Origin of the sequence: Alteromonas aestuariivivens (genome assembly GCF_003367475.1) — a bacterium.
Lineage (GTDB): Bacteria > Pseudomonadota > Gammaproteobacteria > Enterobacterales > Alteromonadaceae > Alteromonas > Alteromonas aestuariivivens.
Map to the genome: position 1 here is coordinate 206,689 of NZ_QRHA01000001.1, position 23,386 is coordinate 230,074.

Consider the following 23,386-nt stretch of genomic DNA (forward strand, 5'->3'; position numbering starts at 1 on the left):
CATAGCATCATATTCCTGTCACAGTACCTCTCTAGAGTCGACAAGGCTTTCGGCGGCCAACGTGCCCCAATATTAAGGAGCACAACCTCCACTGTGCACCGGTCGCAACACATTCAATACCAATTATCAGGATTAAGAAAAAAGGATAGGGCATGCTCATTTAAGATCAGCTCCGACTTGCGTTGGCTGCGTGTGTGGTTTTCAGCAGTGTTGTTCGGGTGCAGTCTGGACGGTGATGACGGAGAGCCTGGTGTTTGTCAGCCCTGAGGACAGCCCCAATGGCTCGGCCATATTAATTGCAGGGAATGTAGTGAGTGGAACTGTATCGGTATGGCAGATAACGGAGAAGTCGTTCGGCACTCTGTACCTGATATGGAAAACGGCGCCTTGTGGGCGCCGTTTTTGATTGTGTTTCCAGTTCGCTGCATACTCGGCACAAGAATCCAGTATAATATGTGGGTGACGGTTGGTGAATTCTGCGCAGGATACCGGCCTTCATTCATTGGGTGCCGGAGCATTCCTGAAAATCAAAACCGCGCACCAGGACATAAATCAACAGAGTCAACTCATGTCGCAACAAATTGTTATCAGTGGGGTAGGGGTGTGGAACCCTGAGCACACCATAACCAACGAAGAGCTGGTGAACAGCTACAATGCCTATGCCGACGCTTACAACCTGAAGCATCAGGCGCAAATCGAGGCGGGCGAGTTGCAGCCCAAGCCGCATTCCAGCGCCGAATTTATTGAAAAGGCCTCGGGAATCCGCCAGCGCTATATTTATCAGAAAGACGGCGCACTGGACATAAACCGAATGCGGCCAAACATTCCGGAACGCGCTGAAGAAGAATTGTCTGATCAGGCTGAAATTGCGTTGCAAGCAGCGAGAAAAGCGTTGGCGGCAGCCAATAAATCCGCCAGCGAAATTGATGCGGTGATCGTATCATGTGCCTACACCCAGCGATCATATCCGGCGATTGCAATTGAGGTTCAGCATGAACTGGGTATCAAGGGCTTTGGCTTTGATATGCTGGTGGCCTGTTCGGCGGCGACATTCGGCATGCACCGCGCCTATGAAATGATTGCAGCTGGTAATGCCAGGGCGGTGCTGGTGATAAACCCCGAGCTGGTTTCGCCGCAAATTAATTACTGCGACCGTGACAGCCACTTTATTTTTGGTGATGTAGCTACCGCCACGGTTCTGGAAACCGCCGACACCGCCCGTTCAGAGCATGTATATGACGTATTGAGCACACAGGCTCTCACTCAGTATTCGAACAATATCCGTTCGAACTTTGGTTACATGAGCCGGGCCAATGACGTTGACCCCTATGGCGCAGACAAACTTTTCCATCAAGCGGGCCGTAAAGTGTTCAAGGAAGTATGCCCAATGGCAGCAGATCACATCGCCGCACATTTGTCCCGACATGAATTAACGCCGCAGGATGTAACCCGCTGGTGGTTGCACCAGGCCAACATCAATATGAATACGCTGATTTGCAAGCGGTTGCTGGGGCGTGATGCCAGTGCCCAAGAGGCACCGATTGTGCTGGATGAATACGCCAATACCGCTTCAGCTGGCTCGGTGATTGCTTTCGCCCTGCATCATACCGATTTGGTATCCGGCGATATTGGGGTATTGTGCTCTTTTGGGGCCGGTTATTCCATTGGTAGCCTGGTTTTGAAGAAGCGGTGATGAACTGAATTGCTACAATCTGGCAGTAAGCAGTAAGCAGTAAGCAGTAAGCAGTAAGCAGTAAGCAGTAAGCAGTAAAGAGGGAACTATGATATCGGATATCGGATATGCGTTAAACAGCCTGGCCTACCTGGTTTTGCTGCTGTTGCTGTTTACGGTCCGCAAGGCAGGGTTAGCGAAGTACCTGCTAATGATTGCCACCATGGCCACGCTGGCTTGGTCCCTGGGTTACATTTCTCTGCTGTTCGGCCCTGCTACGCCTAACTATATGCTGACAGCAGATGCGCTCCGTCAGCTGGTCTGGCTGCTGTTTATTGCCAGTTGTCTGCGTGACGATTTTACCGACCTGTGGCAGGTGCTGAGAAGACCAGCCACTCACTTCATTCTGCTACCAGCCCTGTTGGCTTTGATACTGCCGCAATTTATGTACTTTTCTGCCACCTGGCGCTATCTGTTTCAGACCGTTTTGGCGCTGGAGGGTTTGATCCTGCTGGAGGTGTTGTATCGTCAGTCCGGTGGCAATCAGTGGTCATATAAACCGCTGGTGGTTTATTTAGGGGCGACCCAACTTTTTGAGTTTGTGACTTACGCCAACGCGACCATGATCAACCAGATAGAGCCGGGTTACCTTGCTGCCAGAGGGTACATCTATGTGTTGCTGCTGCCTTTGCTGGTGGTGGCAATCCGGCGAATACGCCACTGGGGGGTTGATATTTTTATCTCCCGCGATGTGGTACTGCACAGTTCGCTGCTGCTGGTTGCCGGCGCTTATCTGTTTATCATGGCGCTGATTGGGTATGTGATTAATTACCTGGGCGGAAACTGGGGTGCCACAGTGCAAATTGTATTGATGGTGTTGTCGTTGGCTTTGCTGGCTTCTCTGGTTCTTTCAAACAGCCTGAGAACCCGTATCAAGGTTTTTATTACCAAACATTTCTTTGCCAACCAGTACGACTACCGGGTTGAGTGGGTCAAGCTGACCCAGTCGCTTTCGGTTTCCACCAACTCAATGCCTGAAGTATACCGGGCCGCGCTTGACGGTATGTTGGGCGCAATCAGTTATAGCGAAGGCAAGCTGGTAAAAGTGGCCGGCCATGAACTGGATGTATTGGCGTCGGTGGGAAGCCGTGTGCTGACCGATGCTGAGCGAACCATTCTTAACCAGCTCAAGCCCTACTGCGGCCAAACCCAGTGGCTGATCGACATCGACGAATATCAGGTCAAACCCTTTAGCTACAACGGATTGCAACTGGACAGAGCGTTGTTGCAACAATGCGAGTTTCAGCTGGTGTTACCGGTTTTTAATGAAGGGCAGCTATGGGGATTTGTCTGCATGCGGGCGCTCGAAGCTGAGGCGGTGTCACTGAACTGGGAAGTCAGGGATTACCTGACCGCGGTGACGGATCAGGTAACAACCTATATATTGCATCACGAAGCGGCACAGACTGTGGCCGAAAATGCCCAGTTTGCGGCGTTCAGTCGTATGTCGGCATTTATCCTTCACGATCTTAAGAATGTCATGGCCCAAATTGATCTGATACTCTGCAATGCCGAACAGCACAAAGACAACCCTGAGTTTATTGAAGATACCTTTGAAACGCTGCATTATACCAAGGCGCGGATGGACAAAATGCTTCGCCAGCTTACCGAGAAAAAGGTGCAGCAACCGGGGGCTAATTCGGCGCATTCTCTCAAACCCCTGATAGAAAAAGTGGTCGCTGAGAAGTGCCAGGCAATGCGGCCAGAACCGCAAATTTGTGGTCATGACGACCCTGAGGTAGTGGTTGATCCGGAAAAGTTCAGCAACGTGATATATCACCTGGTCAGCAATGCTCAGCAGGCAACTGAAGATGAAGGTGATGTGCGCATAGAATTGCAGCTAGACCCGCTAACGAACCGTCAGCTGGTGCACATACGGGACAGCGGCTGTGGCATGGATCAGGCGTTTATTCAGGAGCGCCTGTTCAAGCCCTTCGATACCACCAAAGGCAACGCAGGTATGGGGATTGGGGCTTACGATGCCAGGCATTATATGGAGTCAATAGGTGGGCGCCTGAGTGTTGACAGTGAGCCCGGAAAAGGCAGCTGTTTCACTTTGGCGTTTCCACTGGATTAGCCAAAGGCACAGGCCTGAGGCAGGCTGGCGAAGATCAGTCAGTAGTTAAATAATATTAAAACAGGAAGTAGCAGGATTATGGATACCATTCTTGTAGTTGATGATGACTTAGGCATCCAAAAACAATTGAAGTGGAGCTTTACCAGTTATCAGGTGGTATTTGCCGACGATCGCGCTTCTGCGATCGCACAACTCCGCAGGCATGAGCCCAAGGTGGTAACGCTCGATCTTGGCCTTCCTCCCGATCCGGCCAACGCATCGGAAGGCTTAAAAACCTTGCAGGAAATTCTGGCGCTGGCACCGCAGACAAAAGTGATTGTGGTAACCGGCAACAACGATCGGGTTAATGCGCTTAAGGCCATTGAATTGGGCGCTTACGATTTCTATCAGAAGCCCATAGACTCAGACACCATCAAATTGCTGGTACAGCGCGCATTCAATCTTGCCAATCTGGAACAGGAAAACCGCATTCTTGCCCGCACCAAGCCAGGTATGGGGAGTGTCATTGGCAATAGTGAAGCGATTCTGGCGGTTACCCGCCGGGCGGAAAAAATTGCCGGTACCGATATCAGCACCCTGTTACTGGGCGAGAGTGGCACCGGTAAAGAAGTATTTGCCCGCAGCATTCATGAGCACAGCCCCCGAAAAGACAGGCCGTTTGTAGCGATTAACTGTGCCTCCATTCCGGAAAATTTGCTCGAAAGCGAGTTGTTTGGTTATGAGAAGGGCGCCTTTACCGGTGCAAATAAGACCACCATCGGAAAAATTGAAACGGCGCAGGGCGGAACCCTGTTTCTGGATGAAATTGGTGATATGCCCATTGGCTTGCAGGCGAAGATGCTGCGCTTCCTGCAGGAGAGGGTGATTGAGCGGGTGGGCGGCCGAACGGAAATTCCGGTAGACATCCGGGTTATCTGTGCAACCCACCGGGATTTACAAAGTATGGTGGCCGAGGAGACATTCCGCGAAGATCTTTACTACCGGATCGGTGAAATCCCCATTAATATCCCACCGTTAAGAGACCGTGATGAGGATATCATTCTCATTGCCAGAAACTACCTCAATCAGTACCGTGAAGATTTCAAAGCCAAAGCGAAGTCTTTTTCCGATGGTGCCATTCAGGCCATGCTGGCCTACCCCTGGCCGGGCAACATTCGTGAGTTGCAAAACAAACTGAAGTCCGCTGTTATCATGGCTGAGGGCAGCGTTGTGCAAGCCGAGGATCTGGGGCTGGAGTCCTATGAAAATACCCGCGCGCCAGAATCGCTTAATTTGCGGGAAGTACGCGAGCAGGCTGAGAGCAGGGCAATCAGACGGGCTTTTCAGACCGCAGAGAAAAACATGTCAAAAACCGCAGAATTGCTCGGCGTTACCCGCCCGACACTCTATTCACTGATCGACAAGTATCAACTGGAAGACGTTAAAACCGGCGCCTGATTTTCATTATTTGCGTTTTCATCTGGCCAGTTAATACTGGCCAGATTGTTTAGCGAAGTTGCAATCTCCAGATGGGGAAGTGCAAACTTTTGCTCAATATGATGTGTGGCCCGTGTTGAACCTTGCTGCTCCATTAATCCTTCAATCACTCCTACCCAACAATTCTTGCCGGAATTTTTAGCTGCGTAGAGGCAGTAATCCATGATTGAAAATGTGCGTTGCCAGTCGAGCTTGTAAGGATGGTGACGGTACAGGGGCAGGCTGCAAAAACCAATGCTGCAACTGCCTTTTATCGACAGTTCGTCGGTGAGGTAAAAGGTTTCCTCTGTCACCGCGGCCCGGAACCGTTCTGCCAGCATACACATGTCATAACGGTTGGCATTGCGGCAGATCACCAGAAATTCTTCGCCTCCCCATCGGATCAGTAAATCGGTCTGGCGGAATACGTCGCGGATAACCTTGGTGAACTGCATGAGAAAACGGTCACCAGCCAGATGTCCGTAATCATCGTTGATGCGCTTGAAATTGTCGATGTCGAGGACAAAACACAGCAGATCCTGATCTTGCGCATGAGTATGGGCGGTTTGCACGAAACTGTGCTGACAGCGCTGAATTTCGCCGGGCAGTTGGGCTTCCAGGTAGTGCCGGTTGTATAAGCCTGTGAGTGGATCGCGCAAGCTGACCTGTTCCAGGGTTTGGTAGGCGTCCTGTAACTGGCGGTTTTTTTCTTCCAGTTCCTGGGTACGGTATTTCACTTCCCTTTTAAGCACAATGTTTTGATGACGCTGTGTAAAGCGGCTCCACAGCAGAAAAATAAACAGCAGGATGGCCACAATGCTGCCGAGAAACAGCGTAGTTCGCAGGTTTTTCTGCTCAGCTTCAGCCAGTGCAATGGCCTTGTTACGCCGCAATGCGTCAATGGATTTGGCTTGCCGTTCGACTTCAAGTTCCGATTGCAACTGGGCCATGCTCATTGCGCTGTTTTTATCTACAATCAGGGCTTCCAGACGGGTCTTTCTGGCTAAAGCTTCAAAGGCTTGGCGGAAATTCTGCTGGGCAGTAAATACAGAGACCTTAACGGCCAGAAACTCAGTTTGACGACTAAGCTCGTCACGTTTTTCCGCTTCGATAAGGCCTTTGTCTGCGTGGTTCAGTGCCAGCTCAAGGTTGTTAAGCCGAAGGAAAGCTTCAGCGATTGCAAGATGGATATGCGTAAGTAATGAGGCAAAATTATGCTCTTTGGCGCGGCCAAGAGCTTCTGTGAGGTAAGTGAGCCCCAACTGCGTATTACCCTGTGCAAGCTCCACCTGCCCCAACGTAGTCAGAGCCCAATCGTGATCAAGGGGGGCATCGAGGGCTGAAAAGCGGGTGATTGCTTCGTTTAACTGAATGCGGGCCTGATCGTAGTGTTGCATGTTCAGGTATAACTCTCCCAGAACACTGTGGCTTTTCGCAATGCGTTGCTCAAGGGCAAGCTTGGTATTGATGGCAAGTGCGTCCTGCAGGTAGCTGAGCGCATCCTCATGTTGCCCCATCGCCAGGTAAATTTTGCCAATTTCCGTTAAGGCGTCCCCTACCAATGCCTGATCCTGGTTTTGGGCATCAGCAGAGAGCGCCCGCTGCAACGATTCAAGTGCCGGCCCAAACTGGCCCAGTTCCTTAAGCACAATCCCAATTCGCAGTTGCAGTTTGGCAATGCCCTGTTGATCGTTTAAGGACTGATAGAGCGTCAACGCCCGGTAGAGGTAATCGAGAGCGTCACTGTAACGTGACTGAATGCTGATGTTGGCACCCAGGTCTGCCAGCAGTACCGCAATTTGCTGTAACAGTTCCTGTTCGGTAAAGATTTCCAGTGAATTCTGAAAGGCTCTCTGGGCGAGGTCGTATTTGTTTTGCTGGGAACTGATATGCCCCAGTTCGTGAAAAGCGGCTGCGACATCAGCCGGGGAATGTTGGCTGCGGGAACGCTCCAGCAGCAGCAGAGTGGCTGCTTCAGCCTGCTGCAGTTCACCGGCATCCCGCAAGGTCTGAATGTTTTCCAGCTGCTGCCTGGCTCGTTCGGAGGTCACATCGAGTATTGCGCCATCCTGGCCGTAACCGGTTGCGCTCAACAGGCAAAACATCAACACCAAGGGGCGTGCAGTCATAGCAATTCCATAACCGGACAATACGTCCGGAAAACAGGCACCGAAACTACCTGCACATGCCATCGGTGCGGATTCCAACAGTCATTTCTGCCTATCCCGTGGGATGGGTAGTAGCTATTGTGTATAAAATGATCAAATAATCAAAGCGGTATTTACAACTCAAGGGTATTTAGCCGCACCAAAAGGTATTGAGAGGGCAAACCTGCGCAGTTGAGGTGAGAGCAAGGCGCCCCGGTTCAGGGCACCGTACTGCACAGAAGATTGGTGTGCTGTTTCTGTTTGGCTTGCTGGTCAGCCCAAATGCGGATCAGCCGTGAGCGGGGAATGCCAGTTTGTTCAGCCAGTTCAGCCAGTTTGTCAATGCAGGACTCGGTTAAGGTAAACGTGGCCCGACGCATAGGTTTGGTACCTTCCTGTTGATTGAAAAATGGAATGATCTCTCCCAGTTCAAAATCGTCAGGCCAGGCGTGTGAGGCGGCTTTTTTTGCCGCTCCCTGATAGCCGCTGGCGTAGTGGATGGCATCTTCAATGAATTCATCCACGGATACTGCATTACGATTATCGGTAGGCCTGGACTTTCTGAGGTTGTACAAACTCATTCGACTCCCCCTTACCTCTGGCGAGTAATTCTTCAATGATACTGCGGATCTCTATGGATGCCTTGCCATTGGGCTCACTTTCGATCACTGACATTCCTGATTCTTCGGAGTCGTCGTACATATTACGGCTGTAGGTAACCGAATTGAGTACCGGAATGTCAAACGATCGGCAAACTTCTTTGGCTTCAATAATTCGACTGGACAAAGAAGGCAATGAAGGGCACTGGGTAATAACAAAGGCCGCATTCATCTTGGGGTTGACCATTTTACAGGTAGAGAGAATGTCTTCCATGTGTGGCACGGTCTTGAGATCCCGGCGTTTTGGGCGCAGGGGTATCAGTATGTGGTCGGCTACAGCCATCGAAGAACGCAGTGCCAGATTGTCCTGACCGCCGCAGTCTATGACTACATAACCATAGTGCTCGCGCAGACTCAGCAGTTCATTACGAATTTTTCCATACAGCTGAATGCAGTTAATGTCCGGCAATGCGTCGTTGGCTTTGCGTTCCTGGATCCAGTCTGAGGTGGTGCGTTGGGGATCACAATCCACCATCAATACGCTGTCGCTTTTTTCTCTTCGCAGATAAACAGCGATATTTTGTGCAAGACAGCTTTTACCGCTGCCGCCTTTTTCTCCACCAACCAAGATAATCATCGGTACAGTCCTCAATTGTTAGAATAGCGGTGTTGTTGTGCCGCCAGATAACTTGTTGTTGACTGAAAAAGTGAACCTTGATGTGACCTGCCAGGCAGGTTTCCTTTAGTTCGGTAGCCCCGCTGTCATATCGTTGGTATCTGTTTTGGGGGCCAGAACCTATACGACACAGACCGGTGGCTTTGCGTCACGGACTTTCGAACCGCTTTGCCTTTTTCAACTGTTCAGGGCAAACTTGCCCCCATCGTCCGGATCCGGTTCCGAACGGGTATCGGAGCACTAACTAATTATTCCAACTGGAGTTATTTCCCCGATAGTGCCCATCCTAGCTACAGATTGTGATTGGCTCAGCATGACAACTTATATGTAAGGATGAAATGCTATACCTTTGTATCAGGGCGTGTCGATCAACAGGCAATTAACCAAGGAGTGAAGCGTGCGAATAATAACCTTTTTGATGGTTTGGCTGGCTGGGGCCTTGTGCCAGATACAGGCTCAGCCGCTGGACCCATTACTGGACAAGTTTGCAGAGTTGTATACCAGTGAATGGGGGCAGGTGAAGCCGTGCCCGGAACCTGCCGCTCATCGTTTCCGTGTATGTTCTGACAAATTGCGCAATGAGGGTAATGCGCCTTTTATTCTTCATCATGGTGTGCCAACGGCCAACACCGCCATTCTCATCCATGGCCTGAGTGATTCGCCGTTTTTTGTCAGCGGTATAGCCCAGGTACTCTACGAAAAAGGATTTACTGTTATCGCACCGCTGCTGCCTGGGCATGGATTAAAAGTTGCTGATGCAGACATGGAAGATAAACAGCTGGCAGAGCGCTGGCAGCAGCATGTTGATCAAGTTGTCGCGCTGACGGATGGGATTGATACCAAGGTGTTTCTGGGCGGCTTTTCCACAGGAGGAGCGCTGTCCGTTGAGCAGTATCTGGATTCCCCGGCTCAGATCGACGGTCTGATGCTGTTTTCCGGAGCGCTGGCACTGACTGATAATGCGGAAAGTATGTCAAAATTCTGGGGCATAAAATGGGTAGCCAAACTGATTGATGGTCACTATGAGACTGACGGGCCAAACCCATATAAGTATCCCAGCGTGGCAGGCTTCGCCGGTCTCGAGCTGATGGATGTGATCAACCAAATCCGGGATCAGCTTGAGGCGGGTAAGCGTATTGAAGTGCCTTTGTTTGCCGCTCACTCACAGGCTGACAGAACCACCCCAATTCATGGCATTGAGGGTTTGCTGGAATTTACCCGTGGCAGTAATACGGTGTTTATCATCGATGAAAGCTATAACCTGTGCCATGCCGACCTGGTGGTCAGTGAAGCCATGATACGGGCGATGCAGTTTGATAAATCCAGGGTGAATGGAATTGAAGAATGCGCAGTGCCAAAGGCAAACCCTTTGTATCGGCAGATGACCATGATGCTGCAGAGTTTTGTGGATGAGCATCAGGGCCGATAAAATAAAAAAAGCCCGCATGATGCGGGCTTTTCTGTTCTCACTCAGTGAGTGGCTGCGTAAGCCTCCACTTCAGACCAGACTCTCAGTACGTTGCCGCTGAGAATTTTTTCGATGTCTTTGCGGGCGTAGCCTCTATCCAGTAGTCCCTGAACAAAATTCGGGAAGGTTGAAACATCCTTAAGGCCAATTGGCAAGGAGTCGCCCACACCGTCAAAGTCCGAACCAATTCCAACGTGATCAACGCCCACCAGTTCTACCACATGGTCAACGTGGTCGAGTACTTCATCCAGAGTGGAATACGGATACGGGTTCTGTTCCTTATAACGCTCTTCAAAGCCTTCCAGTTCAGGGCTGTCCGCTCCCACTTTCTTAATCAATGCGTTGCGGGCTTTGCTCAGACCATCGCGCCAGTCACGGGCGGCTTTGGTGACAAAGCCGGAACCGAAGTTAATCATAATCACACCCCCGTTTTTGCCCAGCGCTTTGACCATGTCGTCGTTCATATTGCGTTCAAAGCCAGGGGTAAAGGTACGAAGCGAGGAATGTGAGGCAATGACCGGGGTTTTGGTCAGTTCAATCACTTGGTAAAACGCGTCGTCGGAAACATGGGAAATGTCGATAAGAATGCCGATATTGTTCATTTCGGTAACCAGTGTTTTACCGAACGGGCTTAAACCCTTCCACTGGCGGCGCAGGTCATAGGAGGAATCGCTAATGTGGTTGGACTGGCTGTGTGCCAGGGTAATATAACGAATGCCGCGTTCATAAAACGCTTCCAGATTGGCCATGTCGCCCTGTAACGGTGAACCGTTTTCCATGCCCATAGGCAGGGAAATCAGCCCTTTTGCAAACTGGCTTTTAACGTCAGCGACGCTTTTGGCGATCGCAAATTTGTCCGGGGCCCTGGCAACAATGGCTTCAACGGAGTCAATCAACTGATGTGCCAGTTGGGTAGACTGGGGAGAGTTGTCGAGGCTGGCTGGCACATAGATAGACATAAACGGCGCGTTCAGACCGCCCGCTACAGCGCGAGGGTAGTCAAACTCACCGTCTTCGGTGGCTTCAGAAACATCAACCCATTTTTCATGGACCCGGTAGGGGACATCAATGTGACCGTCAACGATGATGGTTTGTTGGGCAATATCGTGAGCCTGCTGGGACACGCCAGAAGAGGTTGCGGCACAGGAAAATGTCAGGCTGCTTAACGCCGCGATGACAGCGGCTGAAAGCCGGGTACCCAAAAATGTTGTTTGCATAATAAGTGTTCCTTTGTTTGTCGTTGTTATCATTGTGTTGTGGTCAGGTGGCGCTCGAGAAACGCGGCCAGCTGACGGTAGAAAATAACTTTGTTTTCCAGCTTGGAGACACTGTGGCCTTCGTCTGGAAAACGCAGATAGGTTACGTCAATACCCTTGTCCCGCAAGACCTTGACCATATTATCGGATTCGGTGACCGGATCCCGGGGGTCATTTACCCCGTGCTGGAATAACATTGGGGCCCTGATTTTATGTACGGTATTGATTGGCGAGTTTTCGGCATAAAATGTCTGCCATTTTTGTTCCCGAATGTCACCGTATTCAATTCGGTCAGATGCTTTAAGGCGCGGTGAGGCGGTCTGAAGCGCCCGCACCCAGTTGGAGACGCCGACAAAAGAGGCTCCCGCTTTGAATGCACCCGGATAAAGCCCCATGACGGCATTGACCATATAACCCCCGTAGGATCCGCCCATTACCGCTGCATTGCTGGCATCGATACGCGGATCCTTGTTGAGAAAAGCCAGGGCGTCAACCAGGTCGCGCACGCTGTCCAGCCGTTTTTCCTGATTGTCCAGCCGCGCAAATGTTTTGCCATAACCGGTTGAACCGCGCACATTAACGTCGAGTACCGCTATTCCTTTTCCAACCAGATACTGGGTAATTGGGATCCAGCTTGCGCGGGCCTGGGCAGTTGGTCCGCCGTGTACATCAACCACAACCGGGGCCGGGGAGGTCAGGTTACGTGGCACATATAATAAGCCGTGCAGGGTTACACCATCTTGTGCGGTAAAGCGAACGGGTTCGGGAGTAACCAGCTCGGAAGCGTCGATACCAGCCATGGTGGCAGAGGACACCTGTTTGACATCCTTACCATCGGCGCTAACCAAATACAGTTCAGCGGGCCGGGTTGGTGCGGATATCTGTACCAGGATCTCGGAACTGGATTGAGCGCAACTCAGGGAGTACATGCCGGAAGGTAATTCTACGGCTCTGGCGTTTTCGGAATCGAGCGCCCGAACCCACAGTTGATCAAAGCCCAGCCGGTTTTCTTTCCAAATCAGGGTACTTCCGTTGTTACACAAGGCGACACTTTCCAGATCGTAGTCACTGGTCGCAAGCACATTCAGGCTGGCCGTTTTGGGCTGATAGGAAAAAACCGCCGACATTTCTCTGTCCAGATTGGAAGTGAAATACAGGGTATTGCCATCGGGAGCCCAGTTAAAACTGGAGAATGCGGCAGCAATTTCCGGTTTGAACCAGGGGGTGAGTGATTTTGCTTCCAAATTCAGCAGATAGACATCCTGGGCGTCTTCCCCCCGGGTTTCAGTGACGACTACCTGGTTGCTGTCAGGCTGCCAGGCCGATGGGAAGTAGCCAAATTCCGCTTGCCAGACAAGAGTGTTGCCGCCTGTGTTCAAATCATGCAGGTAGATGTCGAAATCGCGGCCGTTTCGCTCGGTTGAAGCATAGGTAAATTGCAAGCCGTCCGGAGAAAAGCCGCCGAACGCTCTGAAGGCGTCACTGTGAGGCAGGATAAGCTGCTCCGAAGTACCAGAAAGGTGTATCAGGTAAAAAGCTTCCCGTTCATTGCCGTCATTGTCAGCGCCGTAAAGAAGCTGGTTGCCTCCGGGATGCCAGGCATAGAAAGAGATACCGTTTCCAAATGTAAGCTGAGCGGGTGCCTCCCCATCCAGGCTCTGCACCCAAAGCTGGCGACGCCCGGTAACGGAGCTGATAAAGGCTACGTGGGTGCCCTGGGCATTAATGCTGGCCCGGGAGACACCCCGTGCAAGCAGGAATCGTGACACATCAACGGGTTTTTGCCCGGCTAATCCCACCTCCATAGAGCTTGCCTGAGGAATATCCTCAGGGTAAGGCCAGTCTGTGGCAGCATAGCAGGCTGTGGCTATTGATAAACAGCTTAAAAGAATCAGTTTTGATAGAACTTTCAAAAGGTTGATCTCCCCAGGAAGCATGGTTCCAGACTACGCAATCTGAAGCCAATGAACAATGTGCAATTTTATTGGCGGGCAATAATTCTCCCTAACCTTCATGAAAACTGCTGAAATACCCGCCAGACGCGCTTTTGGGACTTGTAACAAAAACTTAAAAATTGTTATGGTGTAGGTACGTGACTTGTACAAATAAATGAGGGATACTGCCCGACGCCCTAAGTACAGGTGTACTTACACGTAATATCAATATTTGTGGTAATCCTCGTTTGATTCCGTGCACGGATTGTTTCCGGGCTGTTTGCACCAGACGTCAAAACGTTAATGGCTGGTTGTACAAGCCCCATCTTCGATTTCACGCAGAGAATTGCGGTCACCACGTTAACCTAGTATGAGAAAAAGCTATGGCGATTAATTACATCCCGCTCGATAAAGAAAAACATAAAGACATAAAAATAGCGGCGAAAAGCACATTTTCCTACGCGAAAAATACTCACCTTGCTGCAGCGTCTATCAAAGAATTCGCCCAATTGGCCGGAACCATGCCAATTGTATTTATTCAGGATCCCAAGTCATTGCGTCACCACGTTGTGGCAATGCTGGGTATTGAACAAAGCCAGAACCTGTTTCTGACCGGTGAAAGCTGGCAAGGCCCGCACATCCCAATGAACATTCTGCGCTATCCGTTTGACGTGCGTCCGGATGGTGACAAGCTGGGTGTTTACATCGACGAAAACAGCGAACTGATTTCAGATGACGGTCAACCTCTGTTCACCGAAGCAGGTGAAGCCAGTGACTTTTTGAAAAACCGTCAGCAGTTTCTTGCTGATCTGGCAAACAGCGAAATGCTGACTCAGCGTTTTGTGAACAAAGTGGTTGAGCTGGACCTGCTGGAGCAAATTCAAATTCGTTTGATGTACCAGGATGGCCAGCAACGTAATGTAACAGGCATGCTGAGCATCAACGAGAAGAAAGTACTCGAATTGTCTGATGAGCAGGTGCTGGAACTGCACAAGTCAGGTTTCCTGGGCGCAATGTACGCCATCATGATGTCTCTGGGTCAGTTGAATCGTCTGGTTGAGCTCTCTAAAGAAACCGCCAATCCGGTTCGTACCATGCAACTGAGCGTGGTGAGACCCGAAGCGGAAAAAGCGGACGCCGCAGAAGTGGAAAAAAGCGACGCTTAACGCGCGGTAGCTAAATTAAATCAGCATAAAACGGGCCAATGGCCCGTTTTTTGTTCTGAACTCTCTTTTCACTCGCCGGATCACATGTTGAGCCAGCGACCTGTACTCTTTGTGTCTTGCTAAATCGCTGTTTTAAGTCTATAAAATGGCTTTCTTGTATATGGATATCCAATTGGAGTATTACATGGAGCCAAAAGGCAGACTGGCCCGTTTTGCAGTGTTGGGGGCTGGATTTACGTTTAACGTTGCGGCTGAAATGAATAATGAAATCAACCTTGGGATCATGGACACCCAGGACCGGGATGACCAGTTCATCGGTGTCGAATACAAACGCTATCTCACACCGATTGAAAGCAGCAAATCTCCCTATCTGATCAGGCCCTATATTCAGCGCGCCAATGATGTGTCTGTAAGGTACTTTCAGGCTGACAACGACAGTCGCTATCAGGTTGGTGCTAACTGGTATGTAAACCCATCGTGGGTAGTCAGTGGTGACTACACCTTTGTAAATCGTGAAAACGACAGATCGTTTTATTCTGATAATCACTATCAGGCTCTGGATTTGAACCTGGGTTACTTCTTTCAGCCGAACTGGCATGCAGGGGTCGGCGTCTACTACACAAGACGCACTTGGGAATCGGCCTTTGGCGATATCACTGAAAGCTACCGGGACAGCGACTGGTCGCCGAGCGTGTTCAGTCGTTACACTTCGCTGGATGGGGGAAGTGGCTGGGATGTCCGCGGGGAGTACACATTTTCCGATACCCAGAACTTTGAGCTGGACGGTCGCTACTTTTTTAATCAGAAACTGAGCCTATCCGCCACCTACACCTACATAGAGCAGGATGAGCGCTTTGCACCGGTGGATGATATTATTGCCGGGCAACATCTGCTGGAACTGGGTTTTGATTACTGGTTCAGTTCACATTTTAATTTTAGGTTTGGCCTGGGAACGGATCTCGAACAGGGCGACGGAATCAGTTCACTCACCTTATTAACGTCGATACGCTTCTGAAAATTTGCCAGTGCCCGAGTTGTTCGGGCAGCAGGCCCTTTACGAGTTAATACTCACTTCGCTGAAAGCCTCAGTAACTTCCCTATTTTTTATTTTCAAATCTTCTTCCTTTACAGGCGGTCTCGATTTCTACCCGTTATTCAGCAACTTTTCTTTTAACTACTGTATAAATACTCAGCTCAATCCCAATAGACACGCGGGTTTCAGGGCTTTTTTTGCTTGACAGTGGGGATCAATGCTACCTAAACTGACGGTAAGTGGGTAAAAGTGGCAAATTGTGGATCATATAATCAACGCTTTGCAGATCAGCACTCAAACAACAACAAGAATACGAGCAAAACTAAGAAGGCTAGGGGAATGTTCCGCGGCGCTAATGCAATCAATCTGGATACCAAAGGGAGGCTGGCCATACCAACAAAATACCGCCAGCCCCTTCTGGATGATTGTAACGGACAACTGGTCTGTACCGTTGACACTCAACAAAGCTGTTTGCTGCTTTACCCACTTGCTGAATGGGAAGAAATTGAGCTCAAGCTGAGCAAGTTCTCCAGTATGATACCCTCTGAAAGGCGCATGCAGCGCCTTTTGCTGGGGTACGCCACCGAATGTGAAATGGACAAGAGCGGCCGCTTGTTACTTGCAGCTCCTTTGCGGCAGCACGCCAGGCTCGAAAAGGAAGTGATGTTGGTGGGGCAACTCAATAAATTCGAAATATGGGATGCAAACGTCTGGGCTGAGCAGATTTCCGCAGATATGGAAACTGAGCGCAGTGGCAACTTTGAGCTTACGGAACGCCTTCAGGACTTCTCTCTATGACCGACTCTGCGTTTTCCCACACCTCTGTACTCCTACAGGAAAGCGTGGACGCATTGGCGATCCAGCCAGACGGTATTTACATTGATGCCACTTTTGGCCGTGGCGGCCATTCCTCCTCCATTCTTGAGCAACTGGGCCATAATGGCCGCCTGATCGCGTTTGATCGCGATCCCCAAGCCATAGAATCAGCCAGGCGTTTCGAGAACGATGCCCGGTTCAGCATTGTGCATGAACCTTTTGGTGAAATGGCAAAGGTGATTCAGGACAAAGGGCTGAGCGGAAAAATCAACGGCGTTTTGATGGACCTGGGTGTGTCTTCCCCACAACTGGATGACGCCAGCCGGGGCTTCAGTTTTTTGCGGGATGGCCCCTTGGACATGCGCATGGACACCACTCGCGGTGTGAGCGCCGCACAGTGGCTGGCCGAGGCCGAAGAACAGGACATCGCTCAGGTTATTAAAGAGTTTGGAGAAGAAAAATTTGGCAAACGCATTGCCCATGCAATCGTGAACCAGCGTCAGGTTTCTCCCATTACACGCACCTCACAACTGGCGCAAATCATCGATCAGGCCGTTCCGGTCAAAGACAAGTTCAAGCATCCTGCTACACGGGCATTCCAGGGTATCCGCATCTACGTAAATGCAGAGCTTGATCAGCTTCGAACCGGCCTTAAAGCGGCGGTTGAAGTGCTTAAACCGGGTGGGCGATTGTCGGTCATATCCTTCCATTCACTGGAAGATCGTCTGGTTAAACGCTTTATGAAGGAGCAGAGCAAAGGCAAGGATCTTCCGCCAGGCTTGCCTGTTACCCAGGCTCAGATTGATGCAGACAAAGTACTCAGGCTGATTGGCAAAGCCATAAAACCGAGCAGGGAGGAGGTCGAGCACAATGTGCGGGCCCGAAGTTCGGTGTTAAGGGTGGCGGAGAAGTTATGACCAATCGAAAAACGTCGCCGCCACAGACAACCCACTTCAGTTTACTGCATATTTTGCTTGCAGATTTGACCCGCTACAAGATGCGGGTTTTGTTGTATTTAATGGTTATAGGTAGTGCGATGGCGGTGATCCTCAGCAGTCACCACAATCGTCAGCAACTGATTGCGCTGGAAGAACTCATGCAGGAGAAAGACGACCTGGATGTGGAATGGCGCAATCTGGTGCTGGAGCAGCGGGCCTTGACGGAACACAACCGAATTGAAGCCCTGGTTGAAAAGCAACTCGACATGCACAGGCCCACCGCCGAAGAAGAAGTGGTGGTGAAGCTCAAATGACAACCCTGACGATGAAGCCCAATTACAACAAATCAAAGCGTGGTGCGAAGCAGAACGTTAAGCCCAGCCTGGTGCATTGGCGGTTTGTGGTTGTGCTGGTTGTGGTGGTAATGGTGTTTGTAGTGCTGGCGGTCCGGGCGGCGTACATTCAGGTGATTGCGCCCGACAATCTGATTGAGCAGGGTGACAGCCGCACGTTGCGAACCCGCAACATGCCCAGCTATCGCGGCCTGATTACCGACCGTAATGGTGTGGAACTGGCCGTCAGTGTGCCAGTCAGAGCGATTTACGCTGACCCAAAAATTATTCATCAGAAAGATGGCCTGTCGCTTACCCGCCGCTGGCAGGCGCTGGCCGAAGTGCTTGGACAGGACGCAGACAAGCTGCGTTCCATGGTAACCAACCCCAAACGACGTTTTGTGTACCTGCAAAGGCAGGTATCCCCGGCAATGGCAGAATACGTTGAGCAGCTCGATATTCCTGGTATTTACCTGCGCAATGAAAGCCGGCGTTATTACCCTACCGGAGAGGTGGCGGCGCAAGTTATTGGGATCACCGACGTCGACGATAATGGCATTGAGGGTATGGAACGCCTTTATAACGACTGGCTGACGGGCACACCGGGCTCCCGCGTAATCCGCAGGGATGCCAAGGGGCGTCAGGTTGAAATTCTTGAGACCAAGGACGGTGAGGCGGCAGGTAACCTGCAACTGACCATCGATCAGCGTATTCAGGCACTGGCTTACCGGGAAATCAAGGAAGCCATGCTGTACTACAAAGCAACCTCAGCCTCTGCGCTGGTAGTGGATGTTAAATCTGGTGACATTCTGGCGATGGTTAATGCTCCCTCGTTTAACCCCAATGACAGGGATGATGTGTCACCTCATCGTATGCGTAACCGTGTATTTACCGATGCGTTTGAGCCGGGGTCATCACTCAAACCTCTGGCCGTACTGGCAGCGCTGGAATTTGGCAATGTTAAGGTGGGAGACGTTATTGATACGTCGCCGGGCAGAATGCGACTGGGTGGCAGTCTGGTTAAGGATGAACGCAACTACGGCCCGCTGACGCTGGAAGAAATCATTCAGCACTCCAGTAATATGGGAACGTCGAAACTGGCACTGGGCGTACCCAAAAATTTTCTGCTCGATACCTACTACAATATGGGGTTGATGACGGATACGGGCTCGAACATTCCCGGTGAAAGCAGCGGTATCTTTCATGAGCGCAGCCGCTGGTCTGACTTTGAACTGGCTACCCTGTCATTCGGTTATGGTATTTCCGTTACCACCGCTCAGCTGGCCAGAATGTACGCTACCATTGCTAATGGCGGGGTGCGGCGCCCCCTTAAAATTGTGCAGCAACCTCAATCCTCAGGTTGGCAGCCGCAGCAGGAACAGGTGGTCAGTGCAAAAAATGCCAACGCTGTGATGACCATGATGGAAAGTGTGACCCAGGAAGACGGTACCGCGAAAAAAGCACAGGTGCCGGGGTATCGGGTTGCTGGCAAAACCGGGACCAGCCGGAAAGCCATTGCCGGTGGTTACGGCGAAGAGTACGTAAATATCTTTGCCGGAATTGCGCCGATTTCTGATCCCAGGCTGGTAACCGTGGTATTGATAAATGAACCCGGTGGCGATCTTTATCACGCTGGTGACACTGCAGCGCCTACGTTTTCAAAAATCATGGGCGGTGCCCTGCAACTGCTTAATATTGCCCCGGATGACCGACAGGTAACGTCCACCTTGTGGATGAAAGGAGCGCAAAATGGTAGTTAGCGCATTTATTCAAAGTACCCGCGCCTGGCTGGCAAAATTTGGGCTGGACGTTCCCGACATTCGGATTGAAGGGCTGACGCTCGACAGCCGTGAGGTAAATACACGAGTGGCCTTTCTCGCTGTAAAAGGGCATGAGCGTGACGGCCGTGAGTTTATTCCCCAGGCAATCAGCCTTGGGGCACGGGTAGTAGTGGCGCAAACTGACGACAGATCCCAGCATGGAGCCCTCGAAATGCGGGGGAATACCGTCATAATCGCGTTCTACGAACTGCAATACGTACTGTCGTCGCTCGCTGCGGCTTTTTATGATTATCCGGCCAATAAAATGTCGACCATTGCGGTTACCGGAACCAACGGCAAGACTTCGGTGGTGCAACTGGTGACTCAGTTGAAAGCTCTGTTGGGTACTCGCAGTGCGGCGATTGGCACGCTGGGCAGCGGCGTGTATGAAGGGCCTCAAACAGAGTGGGTGCAGTCCCCGGCGGCCAACACCACACCCGATGCAATTAACTTTCAGTGCCTGTTGGCAGAATTTGTGCAACAACAGGTTCAGCAGGTAGCGTTTGAAGCGTCATCTCATGCTCTGGTGCAGGGCAGGTTACATCAGGTCAACACGGACATTGCGGTATTCACTAACCTGTCCAGGGATCATCTCGACTACCACCAAACCATGGAAGAATATGCCAAGGCAAAACGGGGTTTGCTCAGACAGCCCGGATTGCGCACGGTGGTGGTCAACGGTGATGACCTGGAGAGCCAGAACTGGCTGGCCGAAGCACCTGAAACGATGAACAAGGTTTGGGTATCGTGTCAGGGAGCCCCCGCAACTTTGCCTGAATGTCGCCATTGTTTGGCCACAAAGGTGGCCTACCATGAAGGCGGATGTGAATTTTATCTGCAATCTTCATGGGGAGCTTCTGTGGTGAAAATACCATTATTGGGGGCATTTAATGTCAGCAATGTGTTGCTGGCGGTTGCAGCCTTACTTGCGCAAGGAGAACGGTTTGATGATCTGGTTCGGGTATTACCCGCCATTCAGCCGGTGCCAGGGCGCATGGAAGTTTTTGAGTTTACTAGTAACGCCAATATTGTGGTGGATTATGCGCACACACCGGATGCGCTCGAAAAGGCGCTGCATGCCGCTCGTCTGCATACTGGTGCGGAAGTTTGGTGTGTGTTTGGCTGTGGCGGAGACAGAGACAAAGGCAAGCGGCCTCTTATGGGCAAAGCCGCAGAGTTGGGGGCAGATCATGTCATTGTTACCACGGACAACAGCCGCTCTGAGGCCCCGGATGCCATTGCGGCCGATATCCTCGCTGGGATGAAAGAGCCGCAGTTGGCCTTTTGTGAGCCGGATCGGGAATCGGCCATACGCTACTGCCTGGACAAGGCCGCCGGCCACGATCTGATTGTGGTTGCCGGCAAGGGCCATGAAGACTACCAGATTATTGGTAACACCAAGACAGATTACAACGAGCGCGCTTTGGTAGCGCGGTTACAACAGGAGTACAGCATATGATAACTACAACGCTGTCCTGGATCGCTGAACAAGTTGGCGGTCAGCTTCAGGGTGAAGACTTAACCATTGAGGGAGTCAGCACCGATACACGGACCATTAAGCCGGGTGATGTATATCTCGCTCTGATTGGGGATAACTTCAATGGACACCACTTTGCAGAAGCCGCCGAAAAGGCCGGTGCCGCTGCGGTTATCGCCAGTGAACCTGTAAATTCTGCGGTGCCGGTGATTCGGGTGGAGGACACTCGAATTGCGCTGGGCTTGCTGGGGGCCGCGGTGAAACGACAGGTCGCGCCCAAAACGATTGCCATTACCGGCAGCAGCGGTAAAACCACGGTCAAGGAAATGACCGCAGCGATTCTGGCACGACGCGGCACGGTTTTGGCCACGGCCGGCAATTTCAATAATGAAATTGGAGTGCCCCTCACTCTGTTGCGTCTGGAGCCACAACACGATTTTGCGGTGATGGAACTGGGTGCCAATCATCTGGGTGAAATTGCCTATACGGTAGATTTGGTTAAACCCGACGTAGCGACCATTGTGAACGCTGCAGCTTCGCACCTCGAAGGGTTTGGAAGCCTGTTGGGTGTGGCACGGGCAAAGAGTGAAATATTCAAGGGGTTGGACAAAAATGGCGTCGCCATCGTCAATGCCGACTCCCAGTTTACCAATTTCTGGCTGGGTAAGTTACGCCATACCAACGTGCTGACTTTCGCTCCTAAGCAGGAGCAACCGGCAGATTTTTATGCTGAAGACATCTGCATTGGCCTTGATGGCTGTGCCGAGTTTCAGCTGGTGTGTCCGCAGGGCCAGATCGGGATTCAGCTGGTTATTCCTGGCAGCCACAATGTGGGTAATGCACTGGTAGCCGCAGCACTGGCGTTACAGGTTGGAGCCACGCTGGAAGATGTGCGGGACGGACTGCTCTCCATGACCCAGGTAAAAGGCCGGTTAAATGTAAAGCGCCTGACCGATCAGGTGCGTTTGCTCGACGACACCTACAACGCCAATGTGGCGTCGGTGAATGCAGCAATCGATACCCTGGCCGGGTTTTCCGGCAAGCGGGTGCTGGTACTGGGGGACATGGCTGAACTGGGGGAAAAATCCCGTTACTACCATGAACAGGTTGGCCAATATGCGTTGGAAAAAGGCATAGACGCGCTGTTCACTCTTGGCGTACTCAGCCAGAGTGCCAGTGCGGTATTTTCAGACCAGGGCCAGCATTTCAGCAGCGTTGAAGATTTGGTAGCTCAGTTGGAAACAACCTTGATGAGCGAGCAGCGGGACATTTCCATTTTGGTGAAGGGTTCCCGAAGTTCGAAGATGGAACGAGTGGTTGCCGCGATCGAGGCGTCACCGCTGGGAAAGCTTGATAGCCGTCGGGAGCGCATAGCATGTTGATATGGCTGGCCGACTGGCTGACTCAGTTTGAGACCGGGTTTAACGTATTTTCCTATCTGACAATGCGGGCCATTCTCAGTACCCTCACCGCGTTGCTGATAGCCATTGTTATCGGGCCGAAAATGATCCTGGGTTTGCAGCGTATGCAAATCGGTCAGACGGTTCGCGATGACGGCCCGCAAAGCCATCTTTCCAAGGCCGGGACACCGACCATGGGAGGCTTGCTGATACTCGCAGCCATCGTCACCAGCGTTCTGTTGTGGGCTGATTTGGAAAACCGCTATGTACTGGTAACCCTGTCGGTCGTGATCGGTTACGGAGTGATAGGCTTCGTGGATGACTATCGCAAGGTTATCCGCAAAGACTCCAAAGGCCTGATAGCCAGATGGAAATATTTCTGGCAGTCGGTGATCGCGCTGGGCGTGGCATTTTACCTGTATTCCAGTGCGTCCATTGCCGCCGAAACCTCATTACTGGTGCCCTTCTTCAAAGATGTGTTGCCACAGCTTGGAGTGTTTTACATTGCGATTGTGTATTTTGCGGTAGTGGGGACCAGCAATGCAGTGAATCTGACCGACGGTCTGGATGGCCTCGCCATCGTACCAACCATTCTGGTAGCAGGGGCTCTGGCAATATTTGCGTACGTTACCGGCCATGTGAATTTTTCCAGTTACCTGAATATCCCCCATATTCCCTTAACCAGTGAACTGGTCATTGTGTGTACCGCCATTGTCGGTGCTGGCCTCGGGTTTCTGTGGTTTAACACCTATCCTGCACAGGTTTTTATGGGCGATGTGGGCTCGCTGGCGCTGGGAGGCACGCTGGGCATTCTGGCGGTACTGGTACGGCAGGAAATCGTGCTTATCATCATGGGCGGCGTGTTCGTGATTGAAACTCTTTCGGTCATTCTGCAGGTCGGCTCATACAAGCTGCGTGGCAAACGTATTTTCCGTATGGCACCGATTCACCACCATTTTGAACTTAAAGGCTGGCCGGAACCACGTGTGATTGTGCGGTTTTGGATCATCTCACTGATCCTGGTGCTGGTTGGACTGGCGACACTGAAGCTGCGGTAACT

Annotated in this window: 18 protein-coding genes and 1 riboswitch; of the genes, 13 read left to right on the top strand and 5 right to left on the bottom strand. The window is 51.4% G+C overall.

The window, feature by feature from the left end:
• The first annotated feature begins 568 nt into the window (after positions 1–568).
• The 3 genes from DXV75_RS00860 to prsR all read left to right on the top strand — a co-directional run bounded on the left by DXV75_RS00860 (position 569) and on the right by prsR (position 5,246).
• Entirely contained in the window at positions 569–1,693 is a 1,125-nt protein-coding gene (locus tag DXV75_RS00860; protein ID WP_115591712.1) for a beta-ketoacyl-ACP synthase III, read from the top strand.
• An 88-nt stretch (positions 1,694–1,781) separates the two neighbouring features.
• Positions 1,782–3,809, top strand: coding sequence for an XrtA/PEP-CTERM system histidine kinase PrsK (prsK, locus tag DXV75_RS00865; protein ID WP_115591340.1), 2,028 nt, complete (start codon positions 1,782–1,784; stop codon positions 3,807–3,809).
• 78 nt (positions 3,810–3,887) lie between these two features.
• A complete protein-coding gene (gene prsR / locus DXV75_RS00870) occupies positions 3,888–5,246 on the top strand; it encodes a PEP-CTERM-box response regulator transcription factor (protein WP_115591341.1) in 1,359 nt (452 codons plus the stop codon).
• Here prsR and DXV75_RS00875 read toward each other — a convergent pair.
• The 3 genes from DXV75_RS00875 to DXV75_RS00885 form a co-directional block, all read right to left on the bottom strand.
• Positions 5,216–7,393 carry a diguanylate cyclase gene (locus DXV75_RS00875; RefSeq protein ID WP_181898314.1) on the bottom strand — a complete coding sequence of 726 codons (2,178 nt, stop codon included), beginning with the start codon at positions 7,391–7,393 and terminating at the stop codon, positions 5,216–5,218. The two genes, prsR and DXV75_RS00875, sit on opposite strands and share 31 nt — an antisense overlap.
• 236 nt (positions 7,394–7,629) lie before the next feature.
• Positions 7,630–7,992, bottom strand: coding sequence for a ribbon-helix-helix domain-containing protein (locus DXV75_RS00880; RefSeq protein WP_115591343.1), 363 nt, complete (start codon positions 7,990–7,992; stop codon positions 7,630–7,632).
• Positions 7,952–8,647: an AAA family ATPase gene (locus tag DXV75_RS00885; RefSeq protein ID WP_115591344.1), complete on the bottom strand. Its 696-nt coding sequence runs from the start codon at positions 8,645–8,647 to the stop codon at positions 7,952–7,954. The genes DXV75_RS00880 and DXV75_RS00885 overlap by 41 nt, the downstream gene beginning before the upstream one ends.
• 109 nt (positions 8,648–8,756) lie before the next feature.
• A riboswitch (cyclic di-GMP riboswitch) is annotated at positions 8,757–8,869 on the bottom strand.
• A 214-nt stretch (positions 8,870–9,083) separates the two neighbouring features.
• Here DXV75_RS00885 and DXV75_RS00890 point away from each other — a divergent pair.
• Positions 9,084–10,115 (top strand): alpha/beta hydrolase, encoded by a 1,032-nt coding sequence (locus DXV75_RS00890; RefSeq protein WP_245953073.1) that lies wholly within the window; start codon positions 9,084–9,086, stop codon positions 10,113–10,115.
• Positions 10,116–10,156: 41 nt separating this feature from the next.
• On the opposite strand, the gene DXV75_RS00895 is transcribed toward DXV75_RS00890, so the two are convergent.
• Together DXV75_RS00895 and DXV75_RS00900 are read right to left on the bottom strand one after the other, a co-directional pair.
• Positions 10,157–11,371, bottom strand: coding sequence for a dipeptidase (locus tag DXV75_RS00895; protein ID WP_115591346.1), 1,215 nt, complete (start codon positions 11,369–11,371; stop codon positions 10,157–10,159).
• Positions 11,372–11,400: 29 nt separating this feature from the next.
• Positions 11,401–13,215, bottom strand: coding sequence for a S9 family peptidase (locus DXV75_RS00900; RefSeq protein ID WP_245953074.1), 1,815 nt, complete (start codon positions 13,213–13,215; stop codon positions 11,401–11,403).
• 512 nt (positions 13,216–13,727) lie between these two features.
• Between DXV75_RS00900 and DXV75_RS00905 the strand changes: the two genes are divergently transcribed.
• The 9 genes from DXV75_RS00905 to mraY all read left to right on the top strand — a co-directional run bounded on the left by DXV75_RS00905 (position 13,728) and on the right by mraY (position 23,384).
• Complete coding sequence (locus DXV75_RS00905; protein WP_115591348.1) at positions 13,728–14,510, top strand: SapC family protein; 783 nt, start codon at positions 13,728–13,730, stop codon at positions 14,508–14,510.
• Positions 14,511–14,694: 184 nt separating this feature from the next.
• Positions 14,695–15,525, top strand: a complete 831-nt coding sequence (locus DXV75_RS00910; RefSeq protein WP_147291778.1) for a putative porin — start codon at positions 14,695–14,697, stop codon at positions 15,523–15,525.
• A 357-nt stretch (positions 15,526–15,882) separates the two neighbouring features.
• Complete coding sequence (gene mraZ / locus DXV75_RS00915; protein ID WP_115591350.1) at positions 15,883–16,341, top strand: division/cell wall cluster transcriptional repressor MraZ; 459 nt, start codon at positions 15,883–15,885, stop codon at positions 16,339–16,341.
• Positions 16,338–17,276 (top strand): 16S rRNA (cytosine(1402)-N(4))-methyltransferase RsmH, encoded by a 939-nt coding sequence (gene rsmH, locus DXV75_RS00920; RefSeq protein WP_115591351.1) that lies wholly within the window; start codon positions 16,338–16,340, stop codon positions 17,274–17,276. Before mraZ ends, rsmH begins: the two co-directional genes overlap by 4 nt.
• Positions 17,273–17,611: a cell division protein FtsL gene (gene ftsL / locus DXV75_RS00925; protein ID WP_115591352.1), complete on the top strand. Its 339-nt coding sequence runs from the start codon at positions 17,273–17,275 to the stop codon at positions 17,609–17,611. The genes rsmH and ftsL overlap by 4 nt, the downstream gene beginning before the upstream one ends.
• Entirely contained in the window at positions 17,608–19,389 is a 1,782-nt protein-coding gene (locus tag DXV75_RS00930; protein ID WP_181898315.1) for a peptidoglycan D,D-transpeptidase FtsI family protein, read from the top strand. The genes ftsL and DXV75_RS00930 overlap by 4 nt, the downstream gene beginning before the upstream one ends.
• A complete protein-coding gene (murE, locus tag DXV75_RS00935) occupies positions 19,379–20,908 on the top strand; it encodes a UDP-N-acetylmuramoyl-L-alanyl-D-glutamate--2,6-diaminopimelate ligase (RefSeq protein ID WP_115591353.1) in 1,530 nt (509 codons plus the stop codon). The genes DXV75_RS00930 and murE overlap by 11 nt, the downstream gene beginning before the upstream one ends.
• Positions 20,905–22,308 carry a UDP-N-acetylmuramoyl-tripeptide--D-alanyl-D-alanine ligase gene (locus DXV75_RS00940; RefSeq protein WP_115591354.1) on the top strand — a complete coding sequence of 468 codons (1,404 nt, stop codon included), beginning with the start codon at positions 20,905–20,907 and terminating at the stop codon, positions 22,306–22,308. The genes murE and DXV75_RS00940 overlap by 4 nt, the downstream gene beginning before the upstream one ends.
• The gene (gene mraY / locus DXV75_RS00945) at positions 22,302–23,384 is read left to right on the top strand and encodes a phospho-N-acetylmuramoyl-pentapeptide-transferase (protein WP_115591355.1); all 1,083 of its coding nucleotides are present in this window, start codon (positions 22,302–22,304) and stop codon (positions 23,382–23,384) included. The genes DXV75_RS00940 and mraY overlap by 7 nt, the downstream gene beginning before the upstream one ends.
• Positions 23,385–23,386 lie beyond the last annotated feature (2 nt).

Excerpts from the sequence above, each read along its gene's own strand:
- DXV75_RS00895 (WP_115591346.1), bottom strand. The coding sequence starts at position 11,371 with ATGCAAACAACATTTTTGGGTACCCGGCTTTCAGCCGCTGTCATCGCG.
- DXV75_RS00900 (WP_245953074.1), bottom strand. The coding sequence starts at position 13,215 with ATGGAGGTGGGATTAGCCGGGCAAAAACCCGTTGATGTGTCACGATTC.
- murE (WP_115591353.1), top strand. The coding sequence starts at position 19,379 with ATGGTAGTTAGCGCATTTATTCAAAGTACCCGCGCCTGGCTGGCAAAA.
- prsK (WP_115591340.1), top strand. The coding sequence starts at position 1,782 with ATGATATCGGATATCGGATATGCGTTAAACAGCCTGGCCTACCTGGTT.
- DXV75_RS00905 (WP_115591348.1), top strand. The coding sequence starts at position 13,728 with ATGGCGATTAATTACATCCCGCTCGATAAAGAAAAACATAAAGACATA.
- DXV75_RS00910 (WP_147291778.1), top strand. The coding sequence starts at position 14,695 with ATGGAGCCAAAAGGCAGACTGGCCCGTTTTGCAGTGTTGGGGGCTGGA.
- rsmH (WP_115591351.1), top strand. The coding sequence starts at position 16,338 with ATGACCGACTCTGCGTTTTCCCACACCTCTGTACTCCTACAGGAAAGC.
- mraZ (WP_115591350.1), top strand. The coding sequence starts at position 15,883 with ATGTTCCGCGGCGCTAATGCAATCAATCTGGATACCAAAGGGAGGCTG.
- DXV75_RS00930 (WP_181898315.1), top strand. The coding sequence starts at position 17,608 with ATGACAACCCTGACGATGAAGCCCAATTACAACAAATCAAAGCGTGGT.
- mraY (WP_115591355.1), top strand. The coding sequence starts at position 22,302 with ATGTTGATATGGCTGGCCGACTGGCTGACTCAGTTTGAGACCGGGTTT.
- DXV75_RS00880 (WP_115591343.1), bottom strand. The coding sequence starts at position 7,992 with ATGAGTTTGTACAACCTCAGAAAGTCCAGGCCTACCGATAATCGTAAT.
- ftsL (WP_115591352.1), top strand. The coding sequence starts at position 17,273 with ATGACCAATCGAAAAACGTCGCCGCCACAGACAACCCACTTCAGTTTA.
- DXV75_RS00860 (WP_115591712.1), top strand. The coding sequence starts at position 569 with ATGTCGCAACAAATTGTTATCAGTGGGGTAGGGGTGTGGAACCCTGAG.
- prsR (WP_115591341.1), top strand. The coding sequence starts at position 3,888 with ATGGATACCATTCTTGTAGTTGATGATGACTTAGGCATCCAAAAACAA.
- DXV75_RS00940 (WP_115591354.1), top strand. The coding sequence starts at position 20,905 with ATGATAACTACAACGCTGTCCTGGATCGCTGAACAAGTTGGCGGTCAG.
- DXV75_RS00885 (WP_115591344.1), bottom strand. The coding sequence starts at position 8,647 with ATGATTATCTTGGTTGGTGGAGAAAAAGGCGGCAGCGGTAAAAGCTGT.
- DXV75_RS00875 (WP_181898314.1), bottom strand. The coding sequence starts at position 7,393 with ATGACTGCACGCCCCTTGGTGTTGATGTTTTGCCTGTTGAGCGCAACC.